Below are 22,944 nucleotides of genomic sequence, written 5' to 3' on the forward strand. Positions count from 1 at the left end.
GGGAGCTGGCTTGCCTGCGATAGCATCACCTCGGTGTGCCTGATGTACCGAGGTGTCTGCATCGCAGGCAAGCCCACAACAGCCTACTCTGACATGCTACCGGTGTTGTGTATGAGGGTTATGCCCCAGGCAACGCCAACTGCGGATTGACGAAGTCAAACGCCGCCAACGCAAACCCTTGCTCGTCCACCTGCAATGCCCAACCTTGTTTGTCCCAATCCCCCAGCACGATGCGCTTGGCCGCCTGGTCACCAATCTGCAACTTATGAATGGCGGGGCGGTGCGTATGGCCGTGGACCAATGTGCGCGCGCCAAACTGCTGCATCACCCGCGGCACTTCCTCAGGCGTTACATCGACAATGTCGTTAGCTTTCATCCGGACCTGGGCGCTGCTTTCACTGCGTAGCTTGCGCGCCAGCTTGTGGCGGGTGCGCAAGGGCAAGTGCCGCAAGACAAACAGCACGATCGGGTTACGCAGGATGCGCCGCAGCTTCATATAGCCGACGTCGCGGGTGCAGAGGCTGTCGCCGTGCATCAACAGCACAGGCTCGCCATAAAATTGCACGACACTTGGGTCCTTGAGCAAGGTGGCACCTGCAGCTTTGCAGAACGCCTTGCCGATCAGGAAGTCGCGGTTGCCGTGCATGATAAAAATCGGGGTGCCGCTGTCGCTCAGTTCACGCAACGCCGCGCAAATCGAGCGCTGGAACGGTGTCATCCCATCGTCGCCGATCCAGGCTTCAAAAAAGTCCCCCAGAATGTACAACGCCTGGGCGCCACGGGCGCGGCCGTGGAGCAAATCCAGAAACGCCCGGGTTATATCCGGGCGCCCCTCTTCCAGATGCAAATCTGAAATCAGCAATATCACCCAACGATCTCGGCTTTCTCGACAATAACGTCTTCTACCGGAACGTCTTGGTGACCGGCTTTACCGGTGGTCTGCACGCCTTTGATCTTGTCAACGACGTCCTGGCCCTCGGTGACTTTACCGAACACGGCGTAGCCCCAGCCCTGCACGTTCTTGCCGCTGTGGTTGAGGAAGGCGTTGTCGGCCACGTTGATGAAGAACTGCGCGGACGCCGAATGTGGCTCCATGGTACGGGCCATGGCGACGGTGTACTTGTCGTTGGAGAGACCGTTGTCCGCTTCGTTCTGGATGCTTGGACGCTTGTCTTTCTTTTCTTTCATGCCAGGCTCGAAACCGCCGCCCTGGACCATGAAGTTACCGATGACACGGTGGAAAACGGTGTTTTCGTAATGGCCAGCTTTGACGTATTCGATGAAGTTGGCGACGGTGATCGGCGCTTTCTCGGCGTTCAGCTCGATGACGATGTCACCGTGGTTGGTGGTCAGTTTGACGTGAGTCATATTCACTACTCTTTTCAGGGAATTCGTGGGTTTGGACGCCTGGGCGCCGCGACCGGTTCGGCCAAACGTGGGCCAAGGCGCGCAGTTTAGCGTGACCTGCAGGAATTTCGAGGTGGTTTTTTACCGCCCTCGTCATTAAAGCAGTAATTAAAGCAGCAGTTTTTGGTCGTGGCCTGTCAGTGTCTTGACTGCTTCGGCTATTATGAGCCCTTTGTTTTATCTGGCCCCACCTGGCCACGAACCTGTCTGTTCAAGGATCCTATGAGCAAGCCCACTGTCGACCCTACCTCGAATTCCAAGGCCGGACCTGCCGTTCCGGTCAATTTCCTGCGCCCGATCATCCAGGCGGACCTGGATTCGGGCAAGCACACGCAGATCGTCACCCGCTTCCCGCCTGAGCCCAACGGTTACCTGCACATCGGCCACGCCAAGTCGATCTGTGTGAACTTCGGCCTGGCCCAGGAGTTCGGTGGCGTCACGCACCTGCGTTTCGACGACACCAACCCGGCCAAGGAAGACCAGGAATACATCGACGCCATCGAAAGCGACATCAAGTGGCTGGGCTTCGAATGGTCCGGTGAAGTGCGCTACGCCTCTAAGTATTTCGATCAGTTGTTCGACTGGGCCGTCGAGTTGATCAAGGCTGGCAAGGCCTACGTCGACGACCTGAGCCCGGAACAAGCCAAGGAATACCGTGGCAACCTGACCGAGCCTGGCAAGAACAGCCCGTTCCGCGACCGTTCGGTCGAAGAGAACCTCGACTGGTTCGCCCGCATGCGCGCCGGTGAGTTTCCGGACGGTGCCCGTGTACTGCGCGCCAAGATCGACATGGCCTCGCCGAACATGAACCTGCGCGACCCGATCATGTACCGCATCCGCCATGCCCACCACCACCAGACCGGTGACAAGTGGTGCATCTACCCGAACTACGACTTCACCCACGGTCAGTCGGACGCCATCGAAGGCATCACCCACTCGATCTGCACCCTGGAGTTCGAAAGCCACCGCCCGCTGTACGAATGGTTCCTGGACAGCCTGCCGGTGCCGGCGCACCCGCGTCAGTACGAATTCAGCCGCCTGAACCTGAACTACACCATCACCAGCAAGCGCAAGCTCAAGCAACTGGTCGATGAAAAGCACGTGCATGGCTGGGACGACCCACGCATGTCGACGCTGTCGGGCTTCCGCCGCCGTGGCTACACCCCGGCGTCGATCCGTAACTTCTGCGACATGGTCGGCACCAACCGTTCCGACGGCGTGGTCGATTTCGGCATGCTCGAGTTCAGCATCCGTCAGGACCTCGACGCGAACGCTCCGCGCGCTATGTGCGTGCTGCGTCCGTTGAAAGTCGTGATCACCAACTACCCGCAAGACCAAGTCGAGAACCTCGAACTGCCACGTCACCCGCAAAAAGAAGAGCTGGGCGTGCGCAAGCTGCCGTTCGCCCGTGAAATCTACATCGATCATGATGACTTCATGGAAGAGCCGCCGAAGGGCTACAAGCGCCTGGAGCCGAACGGCGAAGTACGTCTGCGCGGCAGCTACGTGATTCGCGCCGACGAAGCGATCAAGGACGCCGACGGCAACATCGTCGAACTGCGCTGCTCCTACGACCCGGACACCCTGGGCAAGAACCCTGAAGGCCGCAAAGTCAAAGGCGTGGTCCACTGGGTGCCAGCTGCGGCCAGCATCGAGTGCGAAGTGCGTCTGTACGATCGTCTGTTCCGCTCGCCAAATCCTGAAAAGGCTGAAGACAGCGCCAGCTTCCTCGACAACATCAACCCTGACTCCCTGCAAGTTCTCACAGGTTGTCGTGCCGAACCCTCTTTGGGCGACGCACAGCCGGAAGACCGTTTCCAGTTCGAGCGCGAAGGTTACTTCTGCGCGGATATCAAAGACTCGAAACCCGGTCAGCCGGTATTCAACCGTACCGTGACCTTGCGTGATTCGTGGGGCCAGTGATTCTCTAAGGAAGCCGTTGTGCTAACGATCTACAACACACTCAGCAAGACCAAAGAAGTCTTCAAGCCGCTGGATGGCAACAAGGTGCGCATGTACGTGTGCGGCATGACCGTGTACGACTACTGCCACATCGGCCACGGCCGCAGCATGGTTGCCTTCGACCTGGTAACCCGCTGGTTGCGTTTCAGCGGCTATGACTTGACCTATGTGCGCAACATCACCGACATCGAAGACAAGATCATCAACCGGGCGCGCGAGAACGGCGAACCGTTCGATGTGCTGACCGAGCGCATGATCACCGCGATGCACGAGGATGAAGCGCGTCTGAACATCCTCAAACCGGACATGGAGCCGCGCGCCACGGATCACATTCCGGGCATGCTGAGCATGATCCAGACCCTGATCGACAAGGGTTACGCCTACGCCCCAGGCAATGGCGACGTGTACTACCGCGTCGCCAAGTTCATGGGCTACGGCAAGTTGTCGCGCAAGAAAATCGAAGACCTGCGCATTGGCGCGCGTATCGAGGTCGACGAAGCCAAGCAAGACCCGCTCGACTTCGTGCTGTGGAAAGGCACCAAGCCCGGCGAGCCGAGCTGGGAGTCGCCATGGGGCGCCGGCCGTCCGGGCTGGCACATCGAATGCTCGGTGATGTCCACCTGCTGCCTGGGCGACACCTTCGACATTCATGGCGGCGGCAGCGACCTCGAGTTCCCGCACCACGAAAACGAAATCGCCCAAAGCGAGGCCGCCACCGGCAAGACCTACGCCAACGCCTGGATGCACTGCGGCATGATCCGCATCAATGGCGAGAAGATGTCCAAGTCCTTGAACAACTTCTTCACCATTCGCGACGTGCTGGAAAAGTACCATCCGGAAGTGGTGCGTTACCTGCTGGTGTCGAGTCACTACCGCAGCGCCATCAACTACTCGGAAGACAACCTCAAGGATGCCAAAGGCGCCCTGGAGCGTTTCTACCACGCGCTGAAAGGCCTGCCAGCCGTGGCACCTGCCGGCGGCGAAGCGTTCGTGGCACGGTTTACCGAAGTCATGAACGACGACTTCGGCACCCCGGAAGCCTGCGCGGTGTTGTTTGAGATGGTGCGCGAGATCAACCGCCTACGCGAGACTGATCTTGATGCAGCGGCGGGTCTGGCGGCACGCTTGAAGGAACTGGCCAGCGTGCTCGGTGTTCTGCAGATGCAAGCCGATGACTTCCTGCAAGCTGGCGCTGAAGGGCGTGTGGATGCAGCTGAAGTTGATGCGCTGATTCAGGCGCGCTTGGCTGCGCGGGCTAATAAAGACTGGGCGGAATCCGACCGTATCCGTGACCAACTGACCGCGATGGGTGTGGTGTTGGAAGACGGCAAGGGTGGGACTACTTGGCGGTTGGCTGATCAAGCTTGATCGGTAAACGCTGAATGAAAAACGCCCCGACTGGTTCGGGGCGTTTTTTTGCATATTGCTAAGTTTTTCGAATTAAACCTCTATTCGTGTCCAAGACCTGCATAGTCAGAGCGGAGGTCTCACCGAACACGGCTCTGAAATTTTTCCTGCTTGGTATTGGCAGTCTTCTATCAACGTCCCGTCTCGGCCCCACTGCCGTGATTGTCCGTTTGTCTTCGGTGGACTCGCCGCCGATAACAATAATGTGCTTAGTCATCCTGTCCGTCTTGCGCGATAGGAGTGTCTGCCGCCGCTATGAAGATTGCATCACTTGATACCGACTTTGAACAAAACCATTGTCCGACTCATGCGTGCCGATATGGCGAAGCTCAAGTTCTCGACCGATCTGGCTGAAGAGTGGGATCCCTTGCCCGAGTAAAACCGGGATACGCGTGATGATCAGCTCATTGACCAGGCCCGCTTCAAGAAACGCCTGGATCGTCTGCCCTCCGTCGATATAGAGGTGCTTCATACCGCGCTCGGCTAACGTTGCCAAGAGTGAGGTGACGTCTCCTGCCATGACCTCGACCTTGCTCTCCAGATGCGCAGGGATCTGCAGAGGCTGATGGGAGAGCGCAATGACTGGCGTGCCCTCGTAGGGCCACTCGGGGAAGGACAAGACTTTCTCCAGGGTTTTGCGACCCATTACCAGTGCATCGACCGTGGCGATGAAGCGTTCATAGGTCACGCCGTTCAACTCGGCGGTTTCGTACTCTGGTCGGTGCAACCACTCGATATCACCGTCCGGGCGGGCAATAAAGCCGTCGATGCTGGTTGCGATAAAAACGGAACATTGGATATCCATGGCGGAAACTCCTTTTAGTGCGCGTGGACGCTAATATTAATTTAACCCTCGCGTGCAACAACCGGGCGTCTAGACGCAGTCCTGATGCCCCTTTCCTGTCGTGCGAGGATGTATGCGAAGTTGGTTGATCCGTTACCGTTACGCAATCATTTTCTGGGTGTGCTTTGGCGTTTTCCGTACGTCCCTGGCCGACTGGAATCCGATCCCCTCCGGCTCCATGCGCCCGACCTTGCTGGAGGGTGATGTGGTGTTGGTCAATCGCGTGGCGTATGACCTCAAAGTGCCGCTCACCGATATTTCCCTGGCCAAGCTCGATAACCCCCAACGTGGCGATGTGGTGACGTTCTCGTCGCCCAAGGACGGCATGCGCCTGATCAAGCGCATCGTCGGCATACCCGGTGACACCCTGGAAATGAAAGACGAGGTGTTGTGGGTCAACGGCGTGCCGGCTACCTACAGTGACGCGCAGGACATCAGCGAGCCCATCGTTCCCGGCCATACGGTACCCGGAATCAAGCTGGTCGAACGGGCGGCCAACTGTCAGCGCACGGTGCAGTTCATGCCGACGGTGCGGGCAATGCGCAATTTCGGCTCGGTGGTGGTGCCGGCCGACAGTTACTTCATGCTGGGGGACAACCGTGATAACAGCGATGACTCACGGTATATCGGCGTTGTGCCGCGTCGGCTGTTGATCGGGCGCGCGCACCATGTGCTGGCATCGGCGCAGATCCTGGATCACTGGATGCCACGCCTGAACAGGTTTGGCGCGCCGATTCTGTAAGGACAAGCCCCATTACCCCTATAGGCGCTGGCTTGCCAGCGATGGTGGCGTATCCGCTACATTGACGGCGGCTGACACGCCGCCATCGCCGGCAAGCCGGCTCCTACAGTTGGGTGTGTTACGAGGGCCCCTGAATTCAGACACTTACTTTTGGGTTAGCCCATTACCTTTTAGGGGTGTAGGTTTTACTCATCGCATACGTCGTAGGACATATATGAAAGTTGCCATTTGTTTTGACGTCCGCCGCAGCCTGGCTTTAGATGGTCGACACGACCAAACCCACGATGAAACCAGCGGTGATTCAAATGGATTGTATCTTCTGCAGCATTGTTCAAAAGACCTCCCCAGCGCACATTCTGTGGGAAGACGACCAGCATATGGCGTTTCTTTCGATCTTTCCCAATACACCGGGTTTCAGCGTGGTAATCCCCAAGCAGCACTACGGCAGTTATGCGTTTGCGCAGTCGGATGAGGTGTTGGCAGGGCTTGCCGTTGCAGCGAAGAAAACCGCGCTTCAGATCGACCGTGCGTTTCCCGATGTGGCCCGAACGGGGATGATGCTGGAAGGGTATGGGGTGGATCATTTGCATGCGAAGTTGTTTCCCATGCATGGGACGGGCTCGGACAGTACCTTCAAGCCGTTGAGCTCGAAGGTGGATAAGTTCTTCGAGGCGTATGAGGGCTATATCTCGTCCCACGATTATGTGCGGGCGGATGATGCTGAGTTGGCAGAGCTGGCGGCCAGAATCCGATCCTTCGCCTAGCGCAAAATCAATGTGGGAGCGGGCTTGCTCGCGAATGCGCAGTGTCAGTCAATACATGTGTGACTGATGTACCGCGCTCCCACATGTTTTACTGTGTTCGCCTGAGAAATCAGCGGCGGCTGCTGACCTCGGCCGGCACATCATCACCGGCCATGCGCTTACGGAACAACGCCGTACGCGCCAGCAGCAACGTGGTCACCGGCACCGTGATCGCCAACAAAATCGGAATCAACCAGCCGTGCAGCACCGGCGCGGACTTGAGCACCGAAAAGTAGATAATCGACGCCAACGCCACACACCACGCGCCCAGCGTGGAGGCCAGCGCTGGCGGGTGCATGCGCTGGAAAAAGTCTTTCATCCGCAGCAGCCCAATCGCGCCGATCAGTGCGAATACGCTGCTCAGCACCAGCAACATCGCCACGCTCACTTCAACCCATAACGGCATCATTCAATCACCTCGCCACGCAGCAGGAATTTCGCCAGGGCGAATGACCCGACAAAGCCAAACAGCGCAATCAGCAGCGCTGCTTCAAAGTAAGTGTCACTGGCGTAGCGAATGCCGAGCACCAGCATCATCAGCATCGCCAGGACGTACAGGTAGTCCAGCGCCAGTACCCGGTCCTGGGCCGACGGGCCTTTGAACAGGCGCAGCAGGGTCAGCACCATCGCCAGCGAGAACAGGAACAGGCTGAACAGGATCGCATTGGAGAGCAGGGCGCTCATTCGAAGATCTCCATCAGGGGCCGTTCGTAGGCGTGTTTGAAATGCTCGATAAACTGCGCTTCGTCATCCAGGTCGAACACGTGGATCAGCAAAATACTGCGGTCCAGCGCCAGTTCCGACCAGACGGTGCCGGGTGTGACGCTGGTGATCATCGACAGCACGGCCAGGCCGTTGGCGTCGCGCAGGGTCAGCGGGATTTTGATAAAACGTGATCGTGGTGGGCGCGAACCACACACCAGTACCCCCCAGGCCACTTGCAGGTTGGAGATGATCACGTCACGGCCCACCACAAAGAACAGGCGGATGATTACGCCGGGGCGGCGGATGCGGATCGGCAACGGGCGCAGCGGTGCCATCAGCAGCGGCGCGAGAAAGCCCAGCAGCGCGCCCAGCAACAGGTTGCCGGGGCTGATCGACAAGTTCAGCACCAGCCACAACACCCACAGCGCCAATGATAGCCACGGGGCTGGGAACAGACGCTTCATGGCTGCACCTCCAGGGCGGCGGCCTTGGCTTCAGGGCTCGGAATCGGGCGCGTCGCCATCACGGCCATCACGTAGTGTTCCGGGTTGTTCAGGCTCTCGGCGGTGGCTTGGGTGTAGCGCATCAACGGTTCGGCCTTGAAGGTCAGCAGGATGCTCAGGCCGAGTAGGAAGAAAATCGGTAGGCACTCGTAGCGGCGCAGCAGCGGTGATGGACGCTCTTCCGGGGTCCAGAAGCGCTGGATGCCCAGGCGGGCGAAGGCGATCAGCGAAGCCAGGCCGGACAAAATCAGCAACGCCACCAAGCCCCAGGCGGCCGGGCGGATCGGCTCATCCACCGCGTTACCCAGGCCCATTGGGTTGACCAGTGCACTCAACAAGCTGAGCTTGCCGATAAACCCGGACAAGGGCGGCATGCCGATAATCAGCAGTGCACAGGCGACAAAGCTCAAACCGAGAAAGGCCATGGTCCAGGGAATCACCTGGCCGACCACGGCTTTTTGTTCATCGTCCAGGTTCACGCCGGGACGCGGATGCAGGGACTCCATGGCTTTGGGCAGCGCATCGATTTCTTCATCCAACGGCAGGTCATTGGCCGAGCGCGAACGTTCGATCAATTCCGCCAGCAGGAACAGCGCGCTCAAGGCCAGCGTTGAGCTGACCAGATAAAACAACGCGCCGGCGGTGAGGCTTGGCTGGGCAAAACCCACGGCCGACAGCAGGATCCCGGCCGATACCAGAATGCTCAAACTCGCCATGCGCTCCAGCCGTTGCGCAGCCAGCATCGCCAGCGCGGCGCAGATAATGGTCGCCATGCCGCCGTACACCAGCCAGTCGCCCCCAAACAGCGCCGAAGCACCGGCCTGGCCGGAGAACAGCAGGGTCCACAGGCGCAGCACGGTATAGACGCCGACCTTGGTCATGATCGCAAACATCGCCGCCACCGGCGCGCTGGCTGACGAGTAGGCGGGCGCCAACCAGAAATTCAACGGCCACATGCCGGCTTTGGCCAGGAATGCCGTCGCCAGAATCGCCGCGCCAGCGTGCAACAGGCCGCGATCCGCCTCCGGCACCAGCGGGATTTTCAGTGCCAGGTCAGCGAAGTTCAGCGTGCCGGTTACGCCGTAGATCATCGCCGCGCCAATCAGAAACAGCGACGACGCCAGCAGGTTGATCGCGATGTAATGCAGCCCTGACGACACCCGCGCGCGGCCCGAACCGTGCAACATCAAGCCGTAGGACGCCGCCAGCAGCACCTCGAAGAACACGAACAGGTTGAACAAGTCCGCGGTGAGAAAGGCGCCGTACAGGCCCATCATCTGAATCTGGAACAGTGCATGAAAACTGGTGCCGGCACGGTCCCAGCGGGCCATGGCGAACAGCAGAGCACTCACGCCGATGATGCCGGTGAGCACCAGCATCAATGCCGAGAGTTGGTCCACCACCAGTACGATGCCGAATGGCACCTGCCAGTTGCCCGGCAGGTACACACCAATCGAGCCTGGGCCGCCTTGTTGCGTCCAGTACAGCAGCAGGATGGCAATGCCCAGGCCGACGATGCTGGAGAACAGGTTGATTTTTGCCTTCAGCGGGCGACGTTTTTCGCCCAGCATCAGCATCAGTGCGGCCGTCAGCAGTGGCAGCAGGATCGGCGCAACGATCATTTGGTTGACCCAATTCATTCCTTGGGCTCCCGGCCGTCCACATGGTCCGTACCGGTCAGGCCCCGGGAAGCCAGCAGCACCACCAGGAACAAGGCGGTCATGGCGAAGCTGATCACGATCGCCGTCAGCACCAGGGCTTGTGGCAGGGGATCGGTGTAGTGGAGCAGGTCTTGCGGCACGCGGTCCTTGATGATCGGCTCCTTGCCGATAAACAGGCTGCCCATGCTGAAAATAAACAGGTTGACCCCATACGACAGCAGGCACAGGCCCATCACCACCTGGAACGTCCGTGGTCGCAGGATCAACCAGACGCCGGAGGCCGCCAGGGCCCCAATGGCAATTGCAATGACTTCCTCCATCAGGCGGCTCCTTCCGTTGTGGCAACCACTTTGGTCTGGTTGCTCGGTTTATGGGCCCGCACGGATTGGTGGCCGAGGGCGGTGAGCATCAGCAGTGTGGAACCGACGACCATGGCGTACACGCCGACGTCGAAGAACAGCGCGCTGGCGACATGGATATCGCCGAGCACAGGTACGCTGAAATGCCAGGTATGGGTGGTTAGGAACGGGTAGCCAGCAAACAAAGCGCCGAGCCCGGTGAGGGTTGCCGAAAGCAGGCCGAAGCCCATCCAGCGCATCGGCCGCAGGCTCATCTGCGCCTCGACCCACTGGGTGCCGGCGACCATGTATTGCAGGATGAACGCCACTGACATCACCAAGCCTGCGACAAAACCGCCGCCCGGTTGGTTGTGGCCGCGCATGAACAGGTAGAACGACACCACCAGTGCAATCGGCAGCAGCAGGCGCACCAGCACCGCCGGCACCATCATGAAACCCAGGGCGGTATCGCTGGCCTGCCGTGGGTTGACCAGGTCGGTGGCCACGTCCGGTGCCAGCTGGCGCTGTTGCGCGGGCAGTTGCATGCTTTCCTTGGACGGGCGGAAGCGGCGCAGCAGCGCGTAGACGGTCAGCGCCACGGCGCCCAATACGGTGATTTCGCCGAGGGTGTCGAAGCCACGGAAATCCACCAGCATCACGTTCACCACATTGCTGCCGCCGCCTTCGGGCAGCGCGCGACTGAGGTAGAACGAGGAGATATCGTTAGGCGTCTGGCGGGTCAGCATCGCGTAGGACAGCAACGCCATGCCGCCACCCACCACGGTGGACAGCAGGAAGTCACGCAGGCGGCGAATGCGCGCCTTACGCAGCGAACTGGGCAGTGGTGACACTTCTTCGATCCGCCGTGGCAGCCAGCGCAGGCCCAGCAGGATCAGCACAGTGGTCACCACTTCGACCACCAACTGCGTCAACGCCAAGTCCGGCGCCGAGAACCACACGAAGGTGATGCAGGTCATCAAGCCGCACACGCTGACCATGGTCAGGGCCGCCAGGCGGTGATACTTGGCTTGCCAGGCGGCGCCAAGGGCGCAAGCAATCGCCAGCAGCCACAGGGTCACAAACACAATGGAGCCCGGGATCTTCGGCCGGTCGCCCCAACTGATGCCGCTGTTGAGCATTGGGATCAAGCCGGCGATCACTGCCGCCAGCACCAGCAGGAACAGCTGGGTCTGCAGGCGCTTGGTGCTGATGCGTTTCTCGATGCGGCGCACACCGCGCATCATCACCACCAGGCTGCGCTCGAACATGCGCTTGCCGTTGAAGTAACTGATGATCGGCGGGTATTTGAAGCGGCCGCGCTTGAGTTGCTTGCGCAGCAGCAGGTAGAGCACCACGCCGCCGGACATGGCGACCAGGCTCATGATCATCGGCGCGTTCCAGCCGTGCCAGATCGCCAGGCTGTACTCGGGCAATACGCCGCCCACTACCGGCAGCGCGGCGGCGGCGAGGATCGAACCAACCACCTGGGCCGGGAAGATGCCCACCAGCAGGCAGGTGAACACCAGCAATTCCACCGGTGCACGCATCCAGCGCGGCGGTTCGTGGGGCGTGTGGGGCAGGTCGGTGGCGGGCGGGCCGAAGAACACATCGACGGTAAAACGCAGCGCATAGGCGACGCTGAAGGTGCCGGCGATGGTCGCAATCATCGGCAGGGCGATTTCTACCCAGGCGGTCGATGACACGAACACGGTTTCGGCGAAGAACATTTCTTTGGACAGGAAACCATTGAGCAATGGCACGCCGGCCATGGAGGCACTGGCCACCATCGCCAGAGTCGCGGTAAACGGGATGAGCCGCACCAGGCCACTAAGCTTGCGGATGTCACGGGTGCCACTTTCGTGGTCGATGATGCCCGCGGCCATGAACAGCGAGGCCTTGAACGTGGCGTGGTTAAGAATATGGAATACGGCAGCGACGGCGGCCAGCGGGCTGTTGAGGCCCAGCAACAGGGTGATCAGCCCGAGGTGGCTGATGGTGGAGTAGGCCAGCAGGCCCTTGAGATCATTTTGGAACATGGCGCAGTAAGCGCCGAGGAGGAGGGTGATCGCGCCGGCACCGCCGACGATCCAGAACCATTCTTCGCTGCCGGACAGCGACGGCCACAGGCGGGCCAGCAGGAACACGCCGGCCTTCACCATCGTCGCCGAGTGCAGGTAGGCCGAAACCGGAGTGGGTGCCGCCATCGCGTGAGGCAGCCAGAAGTGGAAAGGGAACTGGGCGCTTTTGCTCAAGGCGCCGATCAGCACCAGGGCCAGCATGATCGGGTACAGCGAATGCGCGCGGATCTGATCGCCCGCCGCCAGCACCTGGTCGAGGTCGTAGCTGCCGACGATATGCCCCAGTAGCATCACGCCCGCCAATAGGCACAGGCCGCCCGCCCCGGTGACCATCAGCGCCATATAGGCGCCGCGCCTGGCATCGGCGCGGTGGTGCCAATAGCCGATCAACAGGAACGAGAACAGGCTGGTCAGTTCCCAGAAGAACACGATTTGGATCAGATTGCCGGAAATCACCAGCCCGAGCATGGCGCCCATGAAGGCCAGGAAAAACGCGAAGAAACGCGGTACCGGGTCGTCCGGCGACATGTAGTAACGCGCGTACAGCGATACCAGCGTGCCAATGCCCAGTACCAGCATCGAGAACAGCCAGGCAAAACCATCCATGCGCAACACGAAGTTCAGCCCGAGGCTGGGCAACCACATGAATTCTTCGCGGATCACGCCACCGTGGGCGATCTGAGGGTAGAGCAGGGCGACTTGTATGGTGCCAACCAGAGCCACAAGGCCGGCCAACAGGGATTCGGTGTTACGTGCATTGTGCGGCAGCAAGGCCGCCAGACAGCTGCCAATAAAAGGCAGAAGCAGTAGAACTATCAGGGACATAGGCTTCTAATCTGCGGGAGTTTGGGATGCATCATACGTGCCGCTTTCTCGATCACCAAACGGCAAGATGTGGCAGGATCCTACAAGGTAGGCCGAAAACCCCGGTTTGGCATTGTTTCAGGTGACCCCTTTCAACAACGCACGACGCTCCTGTGTGGGCAATCTTTGCGACCTTACCCTTGCTGTTCCTGTTCCCTTTCATCGCGTAATTCGAGTGCCTTCTGCCCCTTCGTCTTCCACTCGCTGACAATCACTGCTGCCACAATCAACGCCGCTCCGACCATCGCAATCGGAGGGAAGCGCTCCCCGGCAATCCGCCCGATCACGCCTGCCCACACCGGTTCACCGGCATAGATCAGGGTGGCACGGGTTGGCGAGACACTCTGCTGCGCCCAGTTCATCGCGACCTGGATTACCGCACTGGTCAAACCCAGGCCCACGGCGCTGAACAGCAGCAACCAGGAAAACCCCGGCAATGCCTCACCCATTGGCACCACCATCAAAAACGACAACAGTGATGCCGTGGCCAATTGCACGACGGTCACCCGGCGCACATCCACCTGTCCGGCAAAGGCGCTGATCAGAATGATTTCCGCCGCCACCGCCACGGCGCATATCAACGTGGCGATTTCACCGGGGCTGAAGTTCAGCGAGGCGCCGGCCGGGCCGGTTAGCAGCATCAACCCGGCGAATGCCAGCATGATACCGATGGCCGGCATCAGCCCAGGGCGGCGGCCCAGCACGAGCCACTGCAACAGCGGTACACAGGGCACATATAATGCCGTGATAAACGCCGATTGGCTGCTTGGAATGGTTTGTAACCCGATGGTCTGCATGCCGTAGCCGAACATGATCGACGTGCCAATGAAGGCGCCGGCTTTTAATTCAAACAGGGTCAGGCCACGCAGGGCGCGCAATGAAAAGAAGCCCACCACGATGGCGGCCGCTGCAAACCGCAGGCCGACAAAAAACATTGGACCGCTGACGGTCATCGCATGTTGCACGAGCAAAAACGTGCCGCCCCAAATCATGGTGATGACCACCAGGATGCATTCGGCTTTACTGAAACGGTTGAAACGTGAGGAAGCGTTCGGGGCGGTCATGGCGGCTCGGTCTTGCAAGGGAAAGGCACGGACCGCACAATGCGCCGCACGCTGGGCAGTATACTGCGCACACCTACCTATTGAGCAATATAGTGCACAAAGAAAATCCACAACGGGCATCGGTCCTGCAACACGTCAGCCAGAACGTCCGTCGTCTGCGCCATGCTGCCGAGATGAGCCAGACCGCGTTATCGGAAAAGTCCGGGGTCAGCCGGCGCATGTTGGTGGCCATTGAGGCGGGCGAGAAGAACGTCAGCCTGTCTACCCTCGACCGCGTGGCCGAAGCCCTGGACGTGGCCTTCAGTGACCTGATACAAGCCCCGGATGCGCTCGACCATAGCCGCATCAACGAACTGGCCTGGGCCGGCGACATCCCTGGCAGTAAAGCCGTGTTGCTGGCCAAGGCCACCGCGCGACGCGAAGTGGAATTGTGGGAGATGCGCCTGGAACCGGCTGACCGTTACAGCCCGGAACCTGACCCTGAAGGCTGGAGCGTCCAACTGTTTGTGTTCGAAGGTCGCCTGACCCTGATCCTCAATGGCGAGGAAAAACACCTGGATGCCGGTGAGTTCTACATGTTCGCCAGCCGTGAGGCCCACGCCTATTGCAATGAGGGTGAGGTGGCGGTGCGCTTTGTGCGTAATGTGGTGATCTAGCGGTTTGCCCGGCAAGAGTGGTTGGAAACTCTGCCCGTTTGCACGCCCTTGTGTTTCAAGCTTTTTGCAGCAACAGGTTGAATTTATTAACGATTGCATTTCGGCACGGCCCCTGCAATCACTCAAGGTTCCCCTCGAAGCCTGGGGTCAGCCCACTTTCAACATCTTGCCCCTGTTATCCGCGTGGATGCCGAAGCCGTTGAGGTCCCCACGCGCTTGGTCGCCTGCTTCGCCGAGCAGAACATCACCGTCGCGCTCAACTATGCGTCCCAGGGCTACGTGCTGGATACTGGGTGAGTGGTCTTGGGCGGCAGCGCCGCTGAACTGCTGGCGCGCGGCGATTGGCATGATATTTATCTGGGTAAACAGTAAGGGCGAAGGTGCATGACTGAATCGATCTGCAACGCTGATGTCTTGATCATTGGCGGCGGCCTGAGCGGCACGATGCTGGCCGTGCAACTGCTGCGCCTGGCAGGGCAGCGGACCATTCTGGTGATCGAACCGCGTGCCGAACTGGGGCGTGGCGAAGCTTATAGCGCGGTTGAGCTGGGCCACACGTTGAACGGCAACGCTGCGCGCATGAGCGTCGACCCGGACAACGCTGACGACCTGACCCGATGGCTCACCGACTACATTGGCGCCGGTGGTTGGCCGGAATCCGGCCAGCAGCACGTACCGATCTGCGAGCTGTTCCCGCCGCGCGGGATTTTTGGTGTGTACGTTCAGCAGCGGCTGGCTGAAGCCCGGGCGCTGTCGGCTTCGACCGTCGAGCATGTGCGTGCCGAGGTGGTCGACCTGCAAGTGGGGGAAGCCTGCACGCTGCTCACGTTGGATAACGGCCAGCAACTGCGCGGCGCCTACGCGGTATTGGCCACCGGTATGTTTCCCGCAGCGCGCACGCCGCAGACCGAATCCAGCGGCTTGAACGCAGCAGCGGTGGACCCGTGGGATGTTCAGACGATGACCCAGATCGACCCGCAATCGACGGTGCTGATCATCGGTTCCGGGCTGACCATGGTGGATGCCGTGGTGTCGCTTGAGCAGGCAGGGCATCGAGGGCCGATCGAGATTTTTTCGCGCCATGGCCTGTTACCCCATGTACGCCGCCAGCCGCCGAGCTGGGAAGATTTCCTCGCCGCCGACCACAGCCTGCGCCGCCCAAGGCAACTGCTGCGTGAAGTACGCCGCCAATGCCGGCTCGCGCAGGCCCAGGGCATTGATTGGCAAGCGCCGCTGGACACCGTGCGCGCGCATATCGGCCGCTTATGGAGCCAGGCCAGTGAGCGCGAGAAGCGCCAGTTCGTGCGCCATGTGCGGCCATGGTGGGAAAGCCATCACCACCGTTCGCCGCCGTTGAGCGCGCAGTTGGTGGCGCGGTTGCAGCGGGAAGGGCGGTTGCGGATTCAGGCGGCGTCGTTCAAGGGCTTGGTGGCGTCGAGCAGTGGCGTTGCTATCCGCTTGCGTCGTCGTGGCGAGCAGGTTGTAACCCAGGTATCTGGGGCGGCGTTGATCAACTCCAGCGGCATTGAGTACGACTGGCGCCGCGTGGCCCGGCCATTGCCGCAGCAATTGCTCAAACGCGGGTTGATCCAGCCTGGGCCGCTGGCATTGGGGATTGCGGCAGATGTATCAGGGGCCGTCGTCGATGCACGGGGCAATGTCAGCCCGCGACTGTTCGCGATGGGCCCGCCGTTGCGCGGAATGTGGTGGGAGAGCACGGCTGTGACCGATGTGGCGATTCAGGCCAAGGCGTTGGCCGCCAAACTCAGCCAAGTCTAAATGTGTGCGGGCTTGCTTGCGAAAGCGCAGTGTCAATCGCCAGATTGGTTGACTGATCCACCGCCATCGGGAGCAAGCCCCTCGCACATTTTGGATCTTCACGGGGCTTGAGGCTGGTTCAGCTTCCGACTTTCACGAATCCTGGCTTGAGCCCAAATACTTCAACGCCTTGGGCGGTCGATTGCCCGGTGGTCACCTTCACCCGCTCCACGGGCTTATCCATCGCCGCGCGATAGCTTACGGTCATGTCATCGCGGTTAATGGCTTGGCTTGGAATCACAATCGCTTGCGCATTGTTGTAAGTGACGATAGTCAGCCGCGCACTCATGCCCAATCGAACCTGCTGCAACTGCTGCGCGGTGAGCTTGGGAATCGAGAGTGTCACCGCAAACTGCGCGCTGCCCTGGCTATCGCTGGCAATCGCCAAGCCACTGACCACACTGACGGAGCCGGTCAGCCGCTCGCCGTCGAAGCCGTCGCCCAGCACTTCTACCGCCTGGCCTGGGTGCAGTTGGTTAATGTCCAACTCCGACACCTTGGCGACGATTTTCAGCTGCTCGATATTCGCCAGGCCGAACAGCACCTGGCCTTGGCTGACTTTGCTGCCGGCCTGCACCGGCGCGTTGTTGTTGCCCGCGCTTTGGGGCGAACTGTTGCTGCCAGGCGCAGGCACCACGATGCCGGAGAACGGCGCCTTGATCTCCTTGCCATCGAGCAGTTTGAGCAGGGCGTCGTACTTCACCGTGGCGTTGGTCAGCTCCATCTCGGCAATCTGTCGGTATTCGCCCCGGCCTTGATCCTGCGCCTGCTGCAGTTCGCTGCGGGCCGAGGCGAGGTCCAGTTGTTGCTGCTGGGTCTGTTGCTTGAGGTCGTCCAATTCGTTGCGCGGGATAATGCCGCGCTTGAACAGGTTTTCGCTCTCGGTGAGCTTGCGCTGAGTGTTGCCGGCGGTCATTTCTGCCGTGCGCAGGCTGCGGCGCGCGCGGCTCACAGCGGGGCTGCTGTCCCAGTCCTGCATCTCTTGCACGGTGCGACGGGCCTTGAGCTGGGCGGACAGCGCGTCGCGCAGTTGCACCTCGAGGGTGGTCGGGTCCATGCGCAACAGCACCTGGCCGGCGTCGACGCGCTGGCCTTGCTCCACCAGATTGGCCTGCACGTTGCCGTCGAACGGCGCCGTGAGGGTGATGGTGGTGTCGGGCTCGATCTTGCCCACCAGGCCGATCTGGTGCACCAGCGCGTCGGGCTTCGCCGCCAGCCACTGCTCGGCGCTGGCGGCTGAGTTGGCGGCAGGGCTGCGCTGGCTGAGCAAGGGAATGCCCGCGCCCGTCAGCAGCACGATCAGTACAGCACCCAGCAGGCGTTTTTTGTTAGTAGTCATTGAGGGCGATTTCCCAACTTTCCAGCGTCATGCCCAGGGTCAAGTCGAGCTGGGTCTGGGCGTTCAAATAAGCGATCAGTGCATTGAGCTGCGAATTCTCGGCGTTGCGCAGGTCAGTCTCGAAACTCAGTACCTGGAAGTTGGTGGAGCGCCCGGCGCTGAGTTTTTCCCGCTCGATCTCGATCTTGCGTCGCGACAGTTGCACGGCGCGTTGGGCAATTTCATATTGCCGCCAACGTGTGCCGAGGTCGCGCACCACATCGTTGACGCTGCGCTCCAGCGCTTGGCGTGCGTCGGTGATACGGATCTCCTGATCCTCCACATTGACCCGCGCGCGCACTTCGGCCTGACGCGTGCTGATGTCACCGATAGGGATCTGCACCTGCACCCCGGCATAGCTGTTCCACGAGCGATTATTGCTGTTGCCATAGTCGTTATTGTAGGCATCGCGAATCTGGTTGGCCCCGGCCACCAGGTCCACTTGCCAGCGCCCGGAATCCTTGGCGATCACCAGGTTGAGGTTAGCCTGCTGGCTGCCGAGCAGGGCGGCGAGGTATTCCGGTTGTTGAGTCTGCGCCAGGTTGAAGGCCTGGCGCTTGTCGATGGTCATCGGCTTGGCCTCCAGGGCTTCGCTGGCACGGATCGGCGTCGACAGGTCCAGGGCCAGCAGGCGCAGCAGGGCCAGCCGGCTCGTATCAAGCTGGTTCTGAGCCTCTTCCACACCGAGTTGCTGGGTGGCGATGTCGGCTTCGGTCTGCACGATTTCGAACTCGGCCATGCGCCCCGCACTGATCAACGCCTTGTTCACCTCCAGCAAAGTGGCGGAGCGTTTGAGGGCGTCCTGGACGATGCTCAATTGCTCTTGGGCGCGCAGCAGCTCGCGGTACGTGGCGATGATCTGGCTGATGGTCTGCGCCACCGTGGCTTTGAGGTTCAGCCGGTTCGCCTGCTCCGACAGACGTGACAGGCGCAACGGCGCGGTGGTCGCATCCCAGCCTGCACCGCGCATCAGCGGCTGGATCAGCGCCAGGTCCAGGCCATCGCTGCGGTAGCGGCCGGCGCGGTCGGCGTTATTCAGTTGTTGGGTCCAGGCCATGCTTAGCCGGGTGCCGTACTCGCCGAGCAAGGTGGCGTTCGGGGCCAGGTTGGCATTGCGTGAGTTATCCGCGGTGCCACGGCTATTGCGGTAATAACTGTTGAGGGTGAGCTTGGGGTTGAACGTGTCCTCGGCCACGCGCAGGTCGAACTTCTGCGCCACGCGTTGCAGGTACGCGCTGCGGATCGCCGGGTTGTTGCGCAAACCCAGGTACACGGCATCGCCCAAGGTCAGGGTGGTGACTTGGGCATTCAACGACACGCCACGCTCATAGCCGCTGCGGGTGGTGCTGGGCGCCGCAGGGTTGATGACTACATCGGCGGCCATCGCGGGGAGGCTGCCCAAGATCAGTAGCACAAGCCATTTATTCATCACGCAGGGCCTCCACTGGCTGCAGCCGTGAGGCCGACACCGCCGGGTAGATGCCAAAGAACAGGCCCACCAGCAAGGTACTGCCCACGCCCAAAGGCAGCGCGGCAGCGGCCAAGCTAAATTCCCAGCCCGACAGCCAGGCGTAGAGCCAGGCGGCGGTCATGCCCAGCACGGCGCCGCAGAGCGCACCGACGGCGGTCAGGGTTACGGCTTCCAGCAGGAACAGGTTGCGGATGTCGCGTTGGCGCGCACCCAAGGCCATGCGGATGCCGATCTCACGGCGGCGCTCCGAGACATTCATCAGCATCACGTTCATTACGCCGACGCCACCGCCCACCAGCGAGATGGCGCCCAGGGCCAGCAGCAAGTAGGCGAACGTCCGGCTTTGCCGAGTCATGCCATCGATCATCTGCTGGGGCACCTGGATGTCGACATCGTGGTCGGTGAGCTGGTTTTTCAGGGCGCTGGTGGCCTCGCGGGCGATACGCTCCATGTCCTGGCCGGGTGCGGCGCGGATGATCACGTTGCCGACTTGCGGGGTCGGGTAGATGCGGCGCATGCCTTCGGCGGGGATGAACAGCGATTCGTTGGCCTGCACCGGCATCAGCATGGCCCGGGGCTGGTTGTGCAGGATGCCGACCACCAGGAACAGGTAGTCGTTGATGCGGACGCGGTCCCCCAGTTTCAGCGGGTCGCCCGGTGTACTCAGGGCCTGGGCAACCTGGTCGCCAATGACACCGTAGGTTTCGCTGGCGTCGAAGGCCGAAAGAAAACGCCCGTCCCGTACGACAAGGCGCATGGCGTCCTTGATGTCGGCAGTGGTGCCGACAAAGTTGGCGTTAGTCGTGCGTCCGTGGAACACGAGGGGCCCGCCGAACACGCTGAGCGCGCCGATATGGGCAATGCCAGGCACCGCTTGGCGTACCGCGTCCAGGTCGAGGCTGGCACGCATGGGGGTGTTGCTGTTGCCCTTGGGTGGGAATTGGGCGACCAGGATGTCGGTGCCCATGTCCTTGAAAATCATCGCCGCATCCACGGCCGCGTTATGGCCGATATTGATCAGTGCCACCACCGATGAACTGCCGATCACAATACCCAGCAGCGCCAGGACCGAGCGTTTACCCAGGGTGCGCAGGCTCACAAGCGCTTCGTGCAGCAGTTGGCTCAGGCTCTGCTCGACCCGCAGGCTCACAGGCGCCCGGCCTCATGCACCACTCCGTTGCGCACCAGGATCTTGCGTTCCAGGTGCTCGGCGATATGCGGGTCATGGGTGACGATGATCAGCGTTACCTGCTGCTCGCGGTTGAGGGCCAGGAGCACATCCATGATCTCTTGGGCGGTGGTGCTGTCGAGGTTGCCGGTGGGTTCGTCGGCGAGAATCACTGAAGGCTTGCCGACCAACGCGCGCGCAATCGCCACGCGTTGGCGCTGGCCACCGGAGAGGTCGGCGGGGCGGTGGTGGGCGCGCTCGGCCAGGCCGACTTGCTCAAGCATGCGCAACGCCTGTTCGACTGATTCATGGCGCGACACGCCGCGGTAGCTCAAGGGCAGGGCGACGTTGTCCAAGGCGCTGAGGCGCGGCAACAGGTTGAAACTCTGGAACACGAAACCAATCTGCTGGTTACGGATCGCCGCCAGCTCGTCCGGGCTGGCGCTGAAAATATCGTGGCCGGCAAAGTGGTATTGACCGCAGTTGGGCAGGTCCAGCAGGCCGAGAATATTGAGCAGGGTGCTTTTGCCGGAGCCGGAAGCACCGAGGATGCCGCAGCTGTCACCGCGGGCGATGGACAGGCACACATCATTGAGAATGGGCAGGTGCTGCCCGGCGAGCTGATAGCTTTTGCCGATGCCTTGCAGGGCGATCAAGCCTGGGTGCGCGGGGGTCTCTGTCATCATGACTACGCCTGCAGTCTCGACGGTGCCGCTTGCCCCCGGTAAATCCTTGTAACAGGTTCGGGAACTGCGTGGTACGTGTCACGGACTGGTTTTGTTTCTTGTTTTTAAAATATTGTTTGAATAGTAACCGCGTTCAACGCGCTCCGCCAGCCATGGATGTAGAGCGGTCTTACCGCTTGAAACGGATTTTCTGCGGCCCGGCTCGGGCACTGCGCAATGCCCTCGACTACCCTCGTTATGCCCGGAGATATAGGCTTTTAGGGGGTGGCGCAGCAGCAGTACTTGCTTTCGAAGGGCTGCCCCGGTATAAAAAAATCAAATTATTTTTTAAAACAATATTTCCCCCGTGGAACTCCTATGGTCGCGAAGAAACTCAGCGCTCCAAACGTTACCAAGACTCGACTGCTGGATGCGACAGAGGCTCTCTTCATCAAGTACGGCTACGATGCCGTTCTGCTGCGGCAGATTACCGAGCGTGCCCAGGTCAACCTGGCCGCCGTGAATTATCACTTCGGGGACAAGGACTCCCTGATGAAAACCCTGCTGATGCAGCGCCTGGAGCCGCTCAACGAGCAGCGCCTGGAACTGCTCGCGCGTTGTGAAGCTGAATCTGACGGCCCACTCGATTGCGATACCTTGCTCGGCGTGCTGTTCGCGCCGGCCATGGGCCTGGAGCGTAGCGACCCGGCCAGTGGGGAGGGGCGGTCGTTCATTCGTTTCCTGGGCCGGGTCTATAGCGACACCTCGCCGTTTATCCAGGAATACCTCAAGGTGCATTACCAGCCGGTGTTCCAGCGGTTCTTCGAAGCTTTCGCCCTGGCCCTGCCGGACTTGCCACGCAATGAGCTGGGCGTGCGTCTGCAATTTGCGCTCAAGGCGATTTCCGGGGTGATGGCCGGTACTGAACTGCGCCTGCTGATGAACTCCATGAGCCTGGGCCGCCCAGCCACGGACGCCGAGGTCATGGCCAAGCTGATCACATTGGTGTCGGCCGCGATTCGCGTGCCGCAGCAAAGCCCTGAAGCTGAAACCGCGTTGGCCAAGGTGCTGGACACCCAGCGCGCGATCCGCGAGCAAGCCGCCGCGCCCGTCACCAAGGTGGCGCGCTGAGCTTAAATCCAAGACAAAAAAAGCCCGCTGGGGCGGCGGGCTTGATGTGCAACGTTTGTAACGGATGAGGCTTCACCCTACGTCTGTTCATGTGAACAATTCGTGAAAAAAATGTAAGAAAAAGACTAGGGGCGACAGACTCACGATTATCGCGTTGTCTGTAAGAATATTCCCAGATATCTACCACTCGTCGCCACTGTCAATTCTGACAGTAGATTCGGTTATCGCCCACAGCGCCTCATTCACCTTGCCCGTCGCGCGGTTCCCGCGCACCCTGAG

22 protein-coding genes are annotated in these 22,944 nt (G+C 60.7%); 7 read left to right on the forward strand and 15 right to left on the reverse strand.

The annotated features are described in order from the left end of the window. Positions 1-118: 118 nt before the first annotated feature. Together lpxH and FW764_RS20355 are read right to left on the reverse strand one after the other, a co-directional pair. A complete protein-coding gene (gene lpxH / locus FW764_RS20350) occupies positions 119-868 on the reverse strand; it encodes a UDP-2,3-diacylglucosamine diphosphatase (protein WP_446435402.1) in 750 nt (249 codons plus the stop codon). Then, a complete protein-coding gene (locus tag FW764_RS20355) occupies positions 865-1,368 on the reverse strand; it encodes a peptidylprolyl isomerase (RefSeq protein ID WP_446435403.1) in 504 nt (167 codons plus the stop codon). The genes lpxH and FW764_RS20355 overlap by 4 nt, the downstream gene beginning before the upstream one ends. Positions 1,369-1,629: 261 nt before the next feature. Between FW764_RS20355 and FW764_RS20360 the strand changes: the two genes are divergently transcribed. Further along, complete coding sequence (locus FW764_RS20360) at positions 1,630-3,330, forward strand: glutamine--tRNA ligase/YqeY domain fusion protein (protein WP_446435404.1); 1,701 nt, start codon at positions 1,630-1,632, stop codon at positions 3,328-3,330. 18 nt (positions 3,331-3,348) lie between these two features. Beyond that, positions 3,349-4,737: a cysteine--tRNA ligase gene (gene cysS, locus FW764_RS20365; protein ID WP_446435405.1), complete on the forward strand. Its 1,389-nt coding sequence runs from the start codon at positions 3,349-3,351 to the stop codon at positions 4,735-4,737. A 292-nt stretch (positions 4,738-5,029) separates the two neighbouring features. On the opposite strand, the gene FW764_RS20370 is transcribed toward cysS, so the two are convergent. Beyond that, entirely contained in the window at positions 5,030-5,581 is a 552-nt protein-coding gene (locus tag FW764_RS20370; RefSeq protein ID WP_407022027.1) for a dihydrofolate reductase family protein, read from the reverse strand. A gap of 112 nt (positions 5,582-5,693) precedes the next feature. Here FW764_RS20370 and lepB point away from each other — a divergent pair, with 112 nt between their 5' ends. Together lepB and FW764_RS20380 are read left to right on the forward strand one after the other, a co-directional pair. Next, entirely contained in the window at positions 5,694-6,362 is a 669-nt protein-coding gene (gene lepB, locus FW764_RS20375; protein WP_446435406.1) for a signal peptidase I, read from the forward strand. Positions 6,363-6,667: 305 nt separating this feature from the next. Next, positions 6,668-7,126: an HIT family protein gene (locus tag FW764_RS20380; RefSeq protein WP_446435429.1), complete on the forward strand. Its 459-nt coding sequence runs from the start codon at positions 6,668-6,670 to the stop codon at positions 7,124-7,126. 109 nt (positions 7,127-7,235) lie between these two features. Here FW764_RS20380 and FW764_RS20385 read toward each other — a convergent pair whose 3' ends face one another. The 7 genes from FW764_RS20385 to FW764_RS20415 all read right to left on the reverse strand — a co-directional run bounded on the left by FW764_RS20385 (position 7,236) and on the right by FW764_RS20415 (position 14,378). Continuing rightward, positions 7,236-7,574: a Na+/H+ antiporter subunit G gene (locus tag FW764_RS20385; RefSeq protein WP_446435407.1), complete on the reverse strand. Its 339-nt coding sequence runs from the start codon at positions 7,572-7,574 to the stop codon at positions 7,236-7,238. Continuing rightward, positions 7,571-7,849: a K+/H+ antiporter subunit F gene (locus FW764_RS20390; RefSeq protein WP_446435408.1), complete on the reverse strand. Its 279-nt coding sequence runs from the start codon at positions 7,847-7,849 to the stop codon at positions 7,571-7,573. Before FW764_RS20390 ends, FW764_RS20385 begins: the two co-directional genes overlap by 4 nt. Then, positions 7,846-8,334 (reverse strand): Na+/H+ antiporter subunit E, encoded by a 489-nt coding sequence (locus tag FW764_RS20395; RefSeq protein WP_446435409.1) that lies wholly within the window; start codon positions 8,332-8,334, stop codon positions 7,846-7,848. The genes FW764_RS20390 and FW764_RS20395 overlap by 4 nt, the downstream gene beginning before the upstream one ends. Beyond that, on the reverse strand, positions 8,331-10,013 hold the full coding sequence (locus tag FW764_RS20400) for a monovalent cation/H+ antiporter subunit D (RefSeq protein ID WP_446435410.1): 1,683 nt from the start codon (positions 10,011-10,013) through the stop codon (positions 8,331-8,333). Before FW764_RS20400 ends, FW764_RS20395 begins: the two co-directional genes overlap by 4 nt. Continuing rightward, positions 10,010-10,354 (reverse strand): Na+/H+ antiporter subunit C, encoded by a 345-nt coding sequence (locus FW764_RS20405; RefSeq protein ID WP_446435411.1) that lies wholly within the window; start codon positions 10,352-10,354, stop codon positions 10,010-10,012. Before FW764_RS20405 ends, FW764_RS20400 begins: the two co-directional genes overlap by 4 nt. Next, positions 10,354-13,275: a monovalent cation/H+ antiporter subunit A gene (locus FW764_RS20410; protein ID WP_446435412.1), complete on the reverse strand. Its 2,922-nt coding sequence runs from the start codon at positions 13,273-13,275 to the stop codon at positions 10,354-10,356. Before FW764_RS20410 ends, FW764_RS20405 begins: the two co-directional genes overlap by 1 nt. 173 nt (positions 13,276-13,448) lie before the next feature. Further along, positions 13,449-14,378, reverse strand: a complete 930-nt coding sequence (locus FW764_RS20415; RefSeq protein WP_446435413.1) for a DMT family transporter — start codon at positions 14,376-14,378, stop codon at positions 13,449-13,451. Between the two features lie 92 nt (positions 14,379-14,470). On the opposite strand from FW764_RS20415, the gene FW764_RS20420 reads away from it, so the two are divergent. Further along, on the forward strand, positions 14,471-15,034 hold the full coding sequence (locus tag FW764_RS20420) for a helix-turn-helix domain-containing protein (RefSeq protein WP_446435414.1): 564 nt from the start codon (positions 14,471-14,473) through the stop codon (positions 15,032-15,034). 147 nt (positions 15,035-15,181) lie between these two features. Here the strand turns inward: FW764_RS20420 and FW764_RS20425 are convergent, their stop codons facing one another. Next, positions 15,182-15,382, reverse strand: a complete 201-nt coding sequence (locus tag FW764_RS20425; RefSeq protein ID WP_446435415.1) for a hypothetical protein — start codon at positions 15,380-15,382, stop codon at positions 15,182-15,184. Between the two features lie 36 nt (positions 15,383-15,418). On the opposite strand from FW764_RS20425, the gene FW764_RS20430 reads away from it, so the two are divergent. Beyond that, positions 15,419-16,813 carry an FAD/NAD(P)-binding protein gene (locus tag FW764_RS20430; protein WP_446435416.1) on the forward strand — a complete coding sequence of 465 codons (1,395 nt, stop codon included), beginning with the start codon at positions 15,419-15,421 and terminating at the stop codon, positions 16,811-16,813. Positions 16,814-16,931: 118 nt separating this feature from the next. Here FW764_RS20430 and FW764_RS20435 read toward each other — a convergent pair whose 3' ends face one another. The 4 genes from FW764_RS20435 to FW764_RS20450 are packed head-to-tail and all read right to left on the reverse strand — an operon-like array spanning position 16,932 to position 21,555. Continuing rightward, positions 16,932-18,191, reverse strand: a complete 1,260-nt coding sequence (locus FW764_RS20435; RefSeq protein ID WP_446435417.1) for an efflux RND transporter periplasmic adaptor subunit — start codon at positions 18,189-18,191, stop codon at positions 16,932-16,934. Next, positions 18,181-19,659, reverse strand: coding sequence for a TolC family protein (locus FW764_RS20440; protein ID WP_446435418.1), 1,479 nt, complete (start codon positions 19,657-19,659; stop codon positions 18,181-18,183). Before FW764_RS20440 ends, FW764_RS20435 begins: the two co-directional genes overlap by 11 nt. Then, positions 19,652-20,851 carry an ABC transporter permease gene (locus FW764_RS20445; protein ID WP_446435419.1) on the reverse strand — a complete coding sequence of 400 codons (1,200 nt, stop codon included), beginning with the start codon at positions 20,849-20,851 and terminating at the stop codon, positions 19,652-19,654. The genes FW764_RS20440 and FW764_RS20445 overlap by 8 nt, the downstream gene beginning before the upstream one ends. Then, entirely contained in the window at positions 20,848-21,555 is a 708-nt protein-coding gene (locus FW764_RS20450; RefSeq protein WP_446435420.1) for an ABC transporter ATP-binding protein, read from the reverse strand. Before FW764_RS20450 ends, FW764_RS20445 begins: the two co-directional genes overlap by 4 nt. A gap of 357 nt (positions 21,556-21,912) precedes the next feature. On the opposite strand from FW764_RS20450, the gene FW764_RS20455 reads away from it, so the two are divergent. Beyond that, positions 21,913-22,665 carry a TetR/AcrR family transcriptional regulator gene (locus FW764_RS20455; RefSeq protein WP_446435421.1) on the forward strand — a complete coding sequence of 251 codons (753 nt, stop codon included), beginning with the start codon at positions 21,913-21,915 and terminating at the stop codon, positions 22,663-22,665. Positions 22,666-22,944 lie beyond the last annotated feature (279 nt).

Source organism: Pseudomonas sp. 1152_12, assembly GCF_052850675.1.

What these genes read in the sequence shown, in the direction of transcription:
- FW764_RS20355 (WP_446435403.1), bottom strand. Translation starts at nt 1,368, where the DNA reads ATGACTCACGTCAAACTGACCACCAACCACGGTGACATCGTCATCGAG.
- FW764_RS20360 (WP_446435404.1), top strand. Translation starts at nt 1,630, where the DNA reads ATGAGCAAGCCCACTGTCGACCCTACCTCGAATTCCAAGGCCGGACCT.
- FW764_RS20370 (WP_407022027.1), bottom strand. Translation starts at nt 5,581, where the DNA reads ATGGATATCCAATGTTCCGTTTTTATCGCAACCAGCATCGACGGCTTT.
- lepB (WP_446435406.1), top strand. Translation starts at nt 5,694, where the DNA reads ATGCGAAGTTGGTTGATCCGTTACCGTTACGCAATCATTTTCTGGGTG.
- FW764_RS20380 (WP_446435429.1), top strand. Translation starts at nt 6,668, where the DNA reads ATGGATTGTATCTTCTGCAGCATTGTTCAAAAGACCTCCCCAGCGCAC.
- FW764_RS20385 (WP_446435407.1), bottom strand. Translation starts at nt 7,574, where the DNA reads ATGATGCCGTTATGGGTTGAAGTGAGCGTGGCGATGTTGCTGGTGCTG.
- FW764_RS20390 (WP_446435408.1), bottom strand. Translation starts at nt 7,849, where the DNA reads ATGAGCGCCCTGCTCTCCAATGCGATCCTGTTCAGCCTGTTCCTGTTC.
- FW764_RS20395 (WP_446435409.1), bottom strand. Translation starts at nt 8,334, where the DNA reads ATGAAGCGTCTGTTCCCAGCCCCGTGGCTATCATTGGCGCTGTGGGTG.
- FW764_RS20400 (WP_446435410.1), bottom strand. Translation starts at nt 10,013, where the DNA reads ATGAATTGGGTCAACCAAATGATCGTTGCGCCGATCCTGCTGCCACTG.
- FW764_RS20405 (WP_446435411.1), bottom strand. Translation starts at nt 10,354, where the DNA reads ATGGAGGAAGTCATTGCAATTGCCATTGGGGCCCTGGCGGCCTCCGGC.
- FW764_RS20410 (WP_446435412.1), bottom strand. Translation starts at nt 13,275, where the DNA reads ATGTCCCTGATAGTTCTACTGCTTCTGCCTTTTATTGGCAGCTGTCTG.
- FW764_RS20415 (WP_446435413.1), bottom strand. Translation starts at nt 14,378, where the DNA reads ATGACCGCCCCGAACGCTTCCTCACGTTTCAACCGTTTCAGTAAAGCC.
- FW764_RS20425 (WP_446435415.1), bottom strand. Translation starts at nt 15,382, where the DNA reads ATGCCAATCGCCGCGCGCCAGCAGTTCAGCGGCGCTGCCGCCCAAGAC.
- FW764_RS20430 (WP_446435416.1), top strand. Translation starts at nt 15,419, where the DNA reads ATGACTGAATCGATCTGCAACGCTGATGTCTTGATCATTGGCGGCGGC.
- FW764_RS20435 (WP_446435417.1), bottom strand. Translation starts at nt 18,191, where the DNA reads ATGACTACTAACAAAAAACGCCTGCTGGGTGCTGTACTGATCGTGCTG.
- FW764_RS20440 (WP_446435418.1), bottom strand. Translation starts at nt 19,659, where the DNA reads ATGAATAAATGGCTTGTGCTACTGATCTTGGGCAGCCTCCCCGCGATG.
- FW764_RS20450 (WP_446435420.1), bottom strand. Translation starts at nt 21,555, where the DNA reads ATGATGACAGAGACCCCCGCGCACCCAGGCTTGATCGCCCTGCAAGGC.
- FW764_RS20455 (WP_446435421.1), top strand. Translation starts at nt 21,913, where the DNA reads ATGGTCGCGAAGAAACTCAGCGCTCCAAACGTTACCAAGACTCGACTG.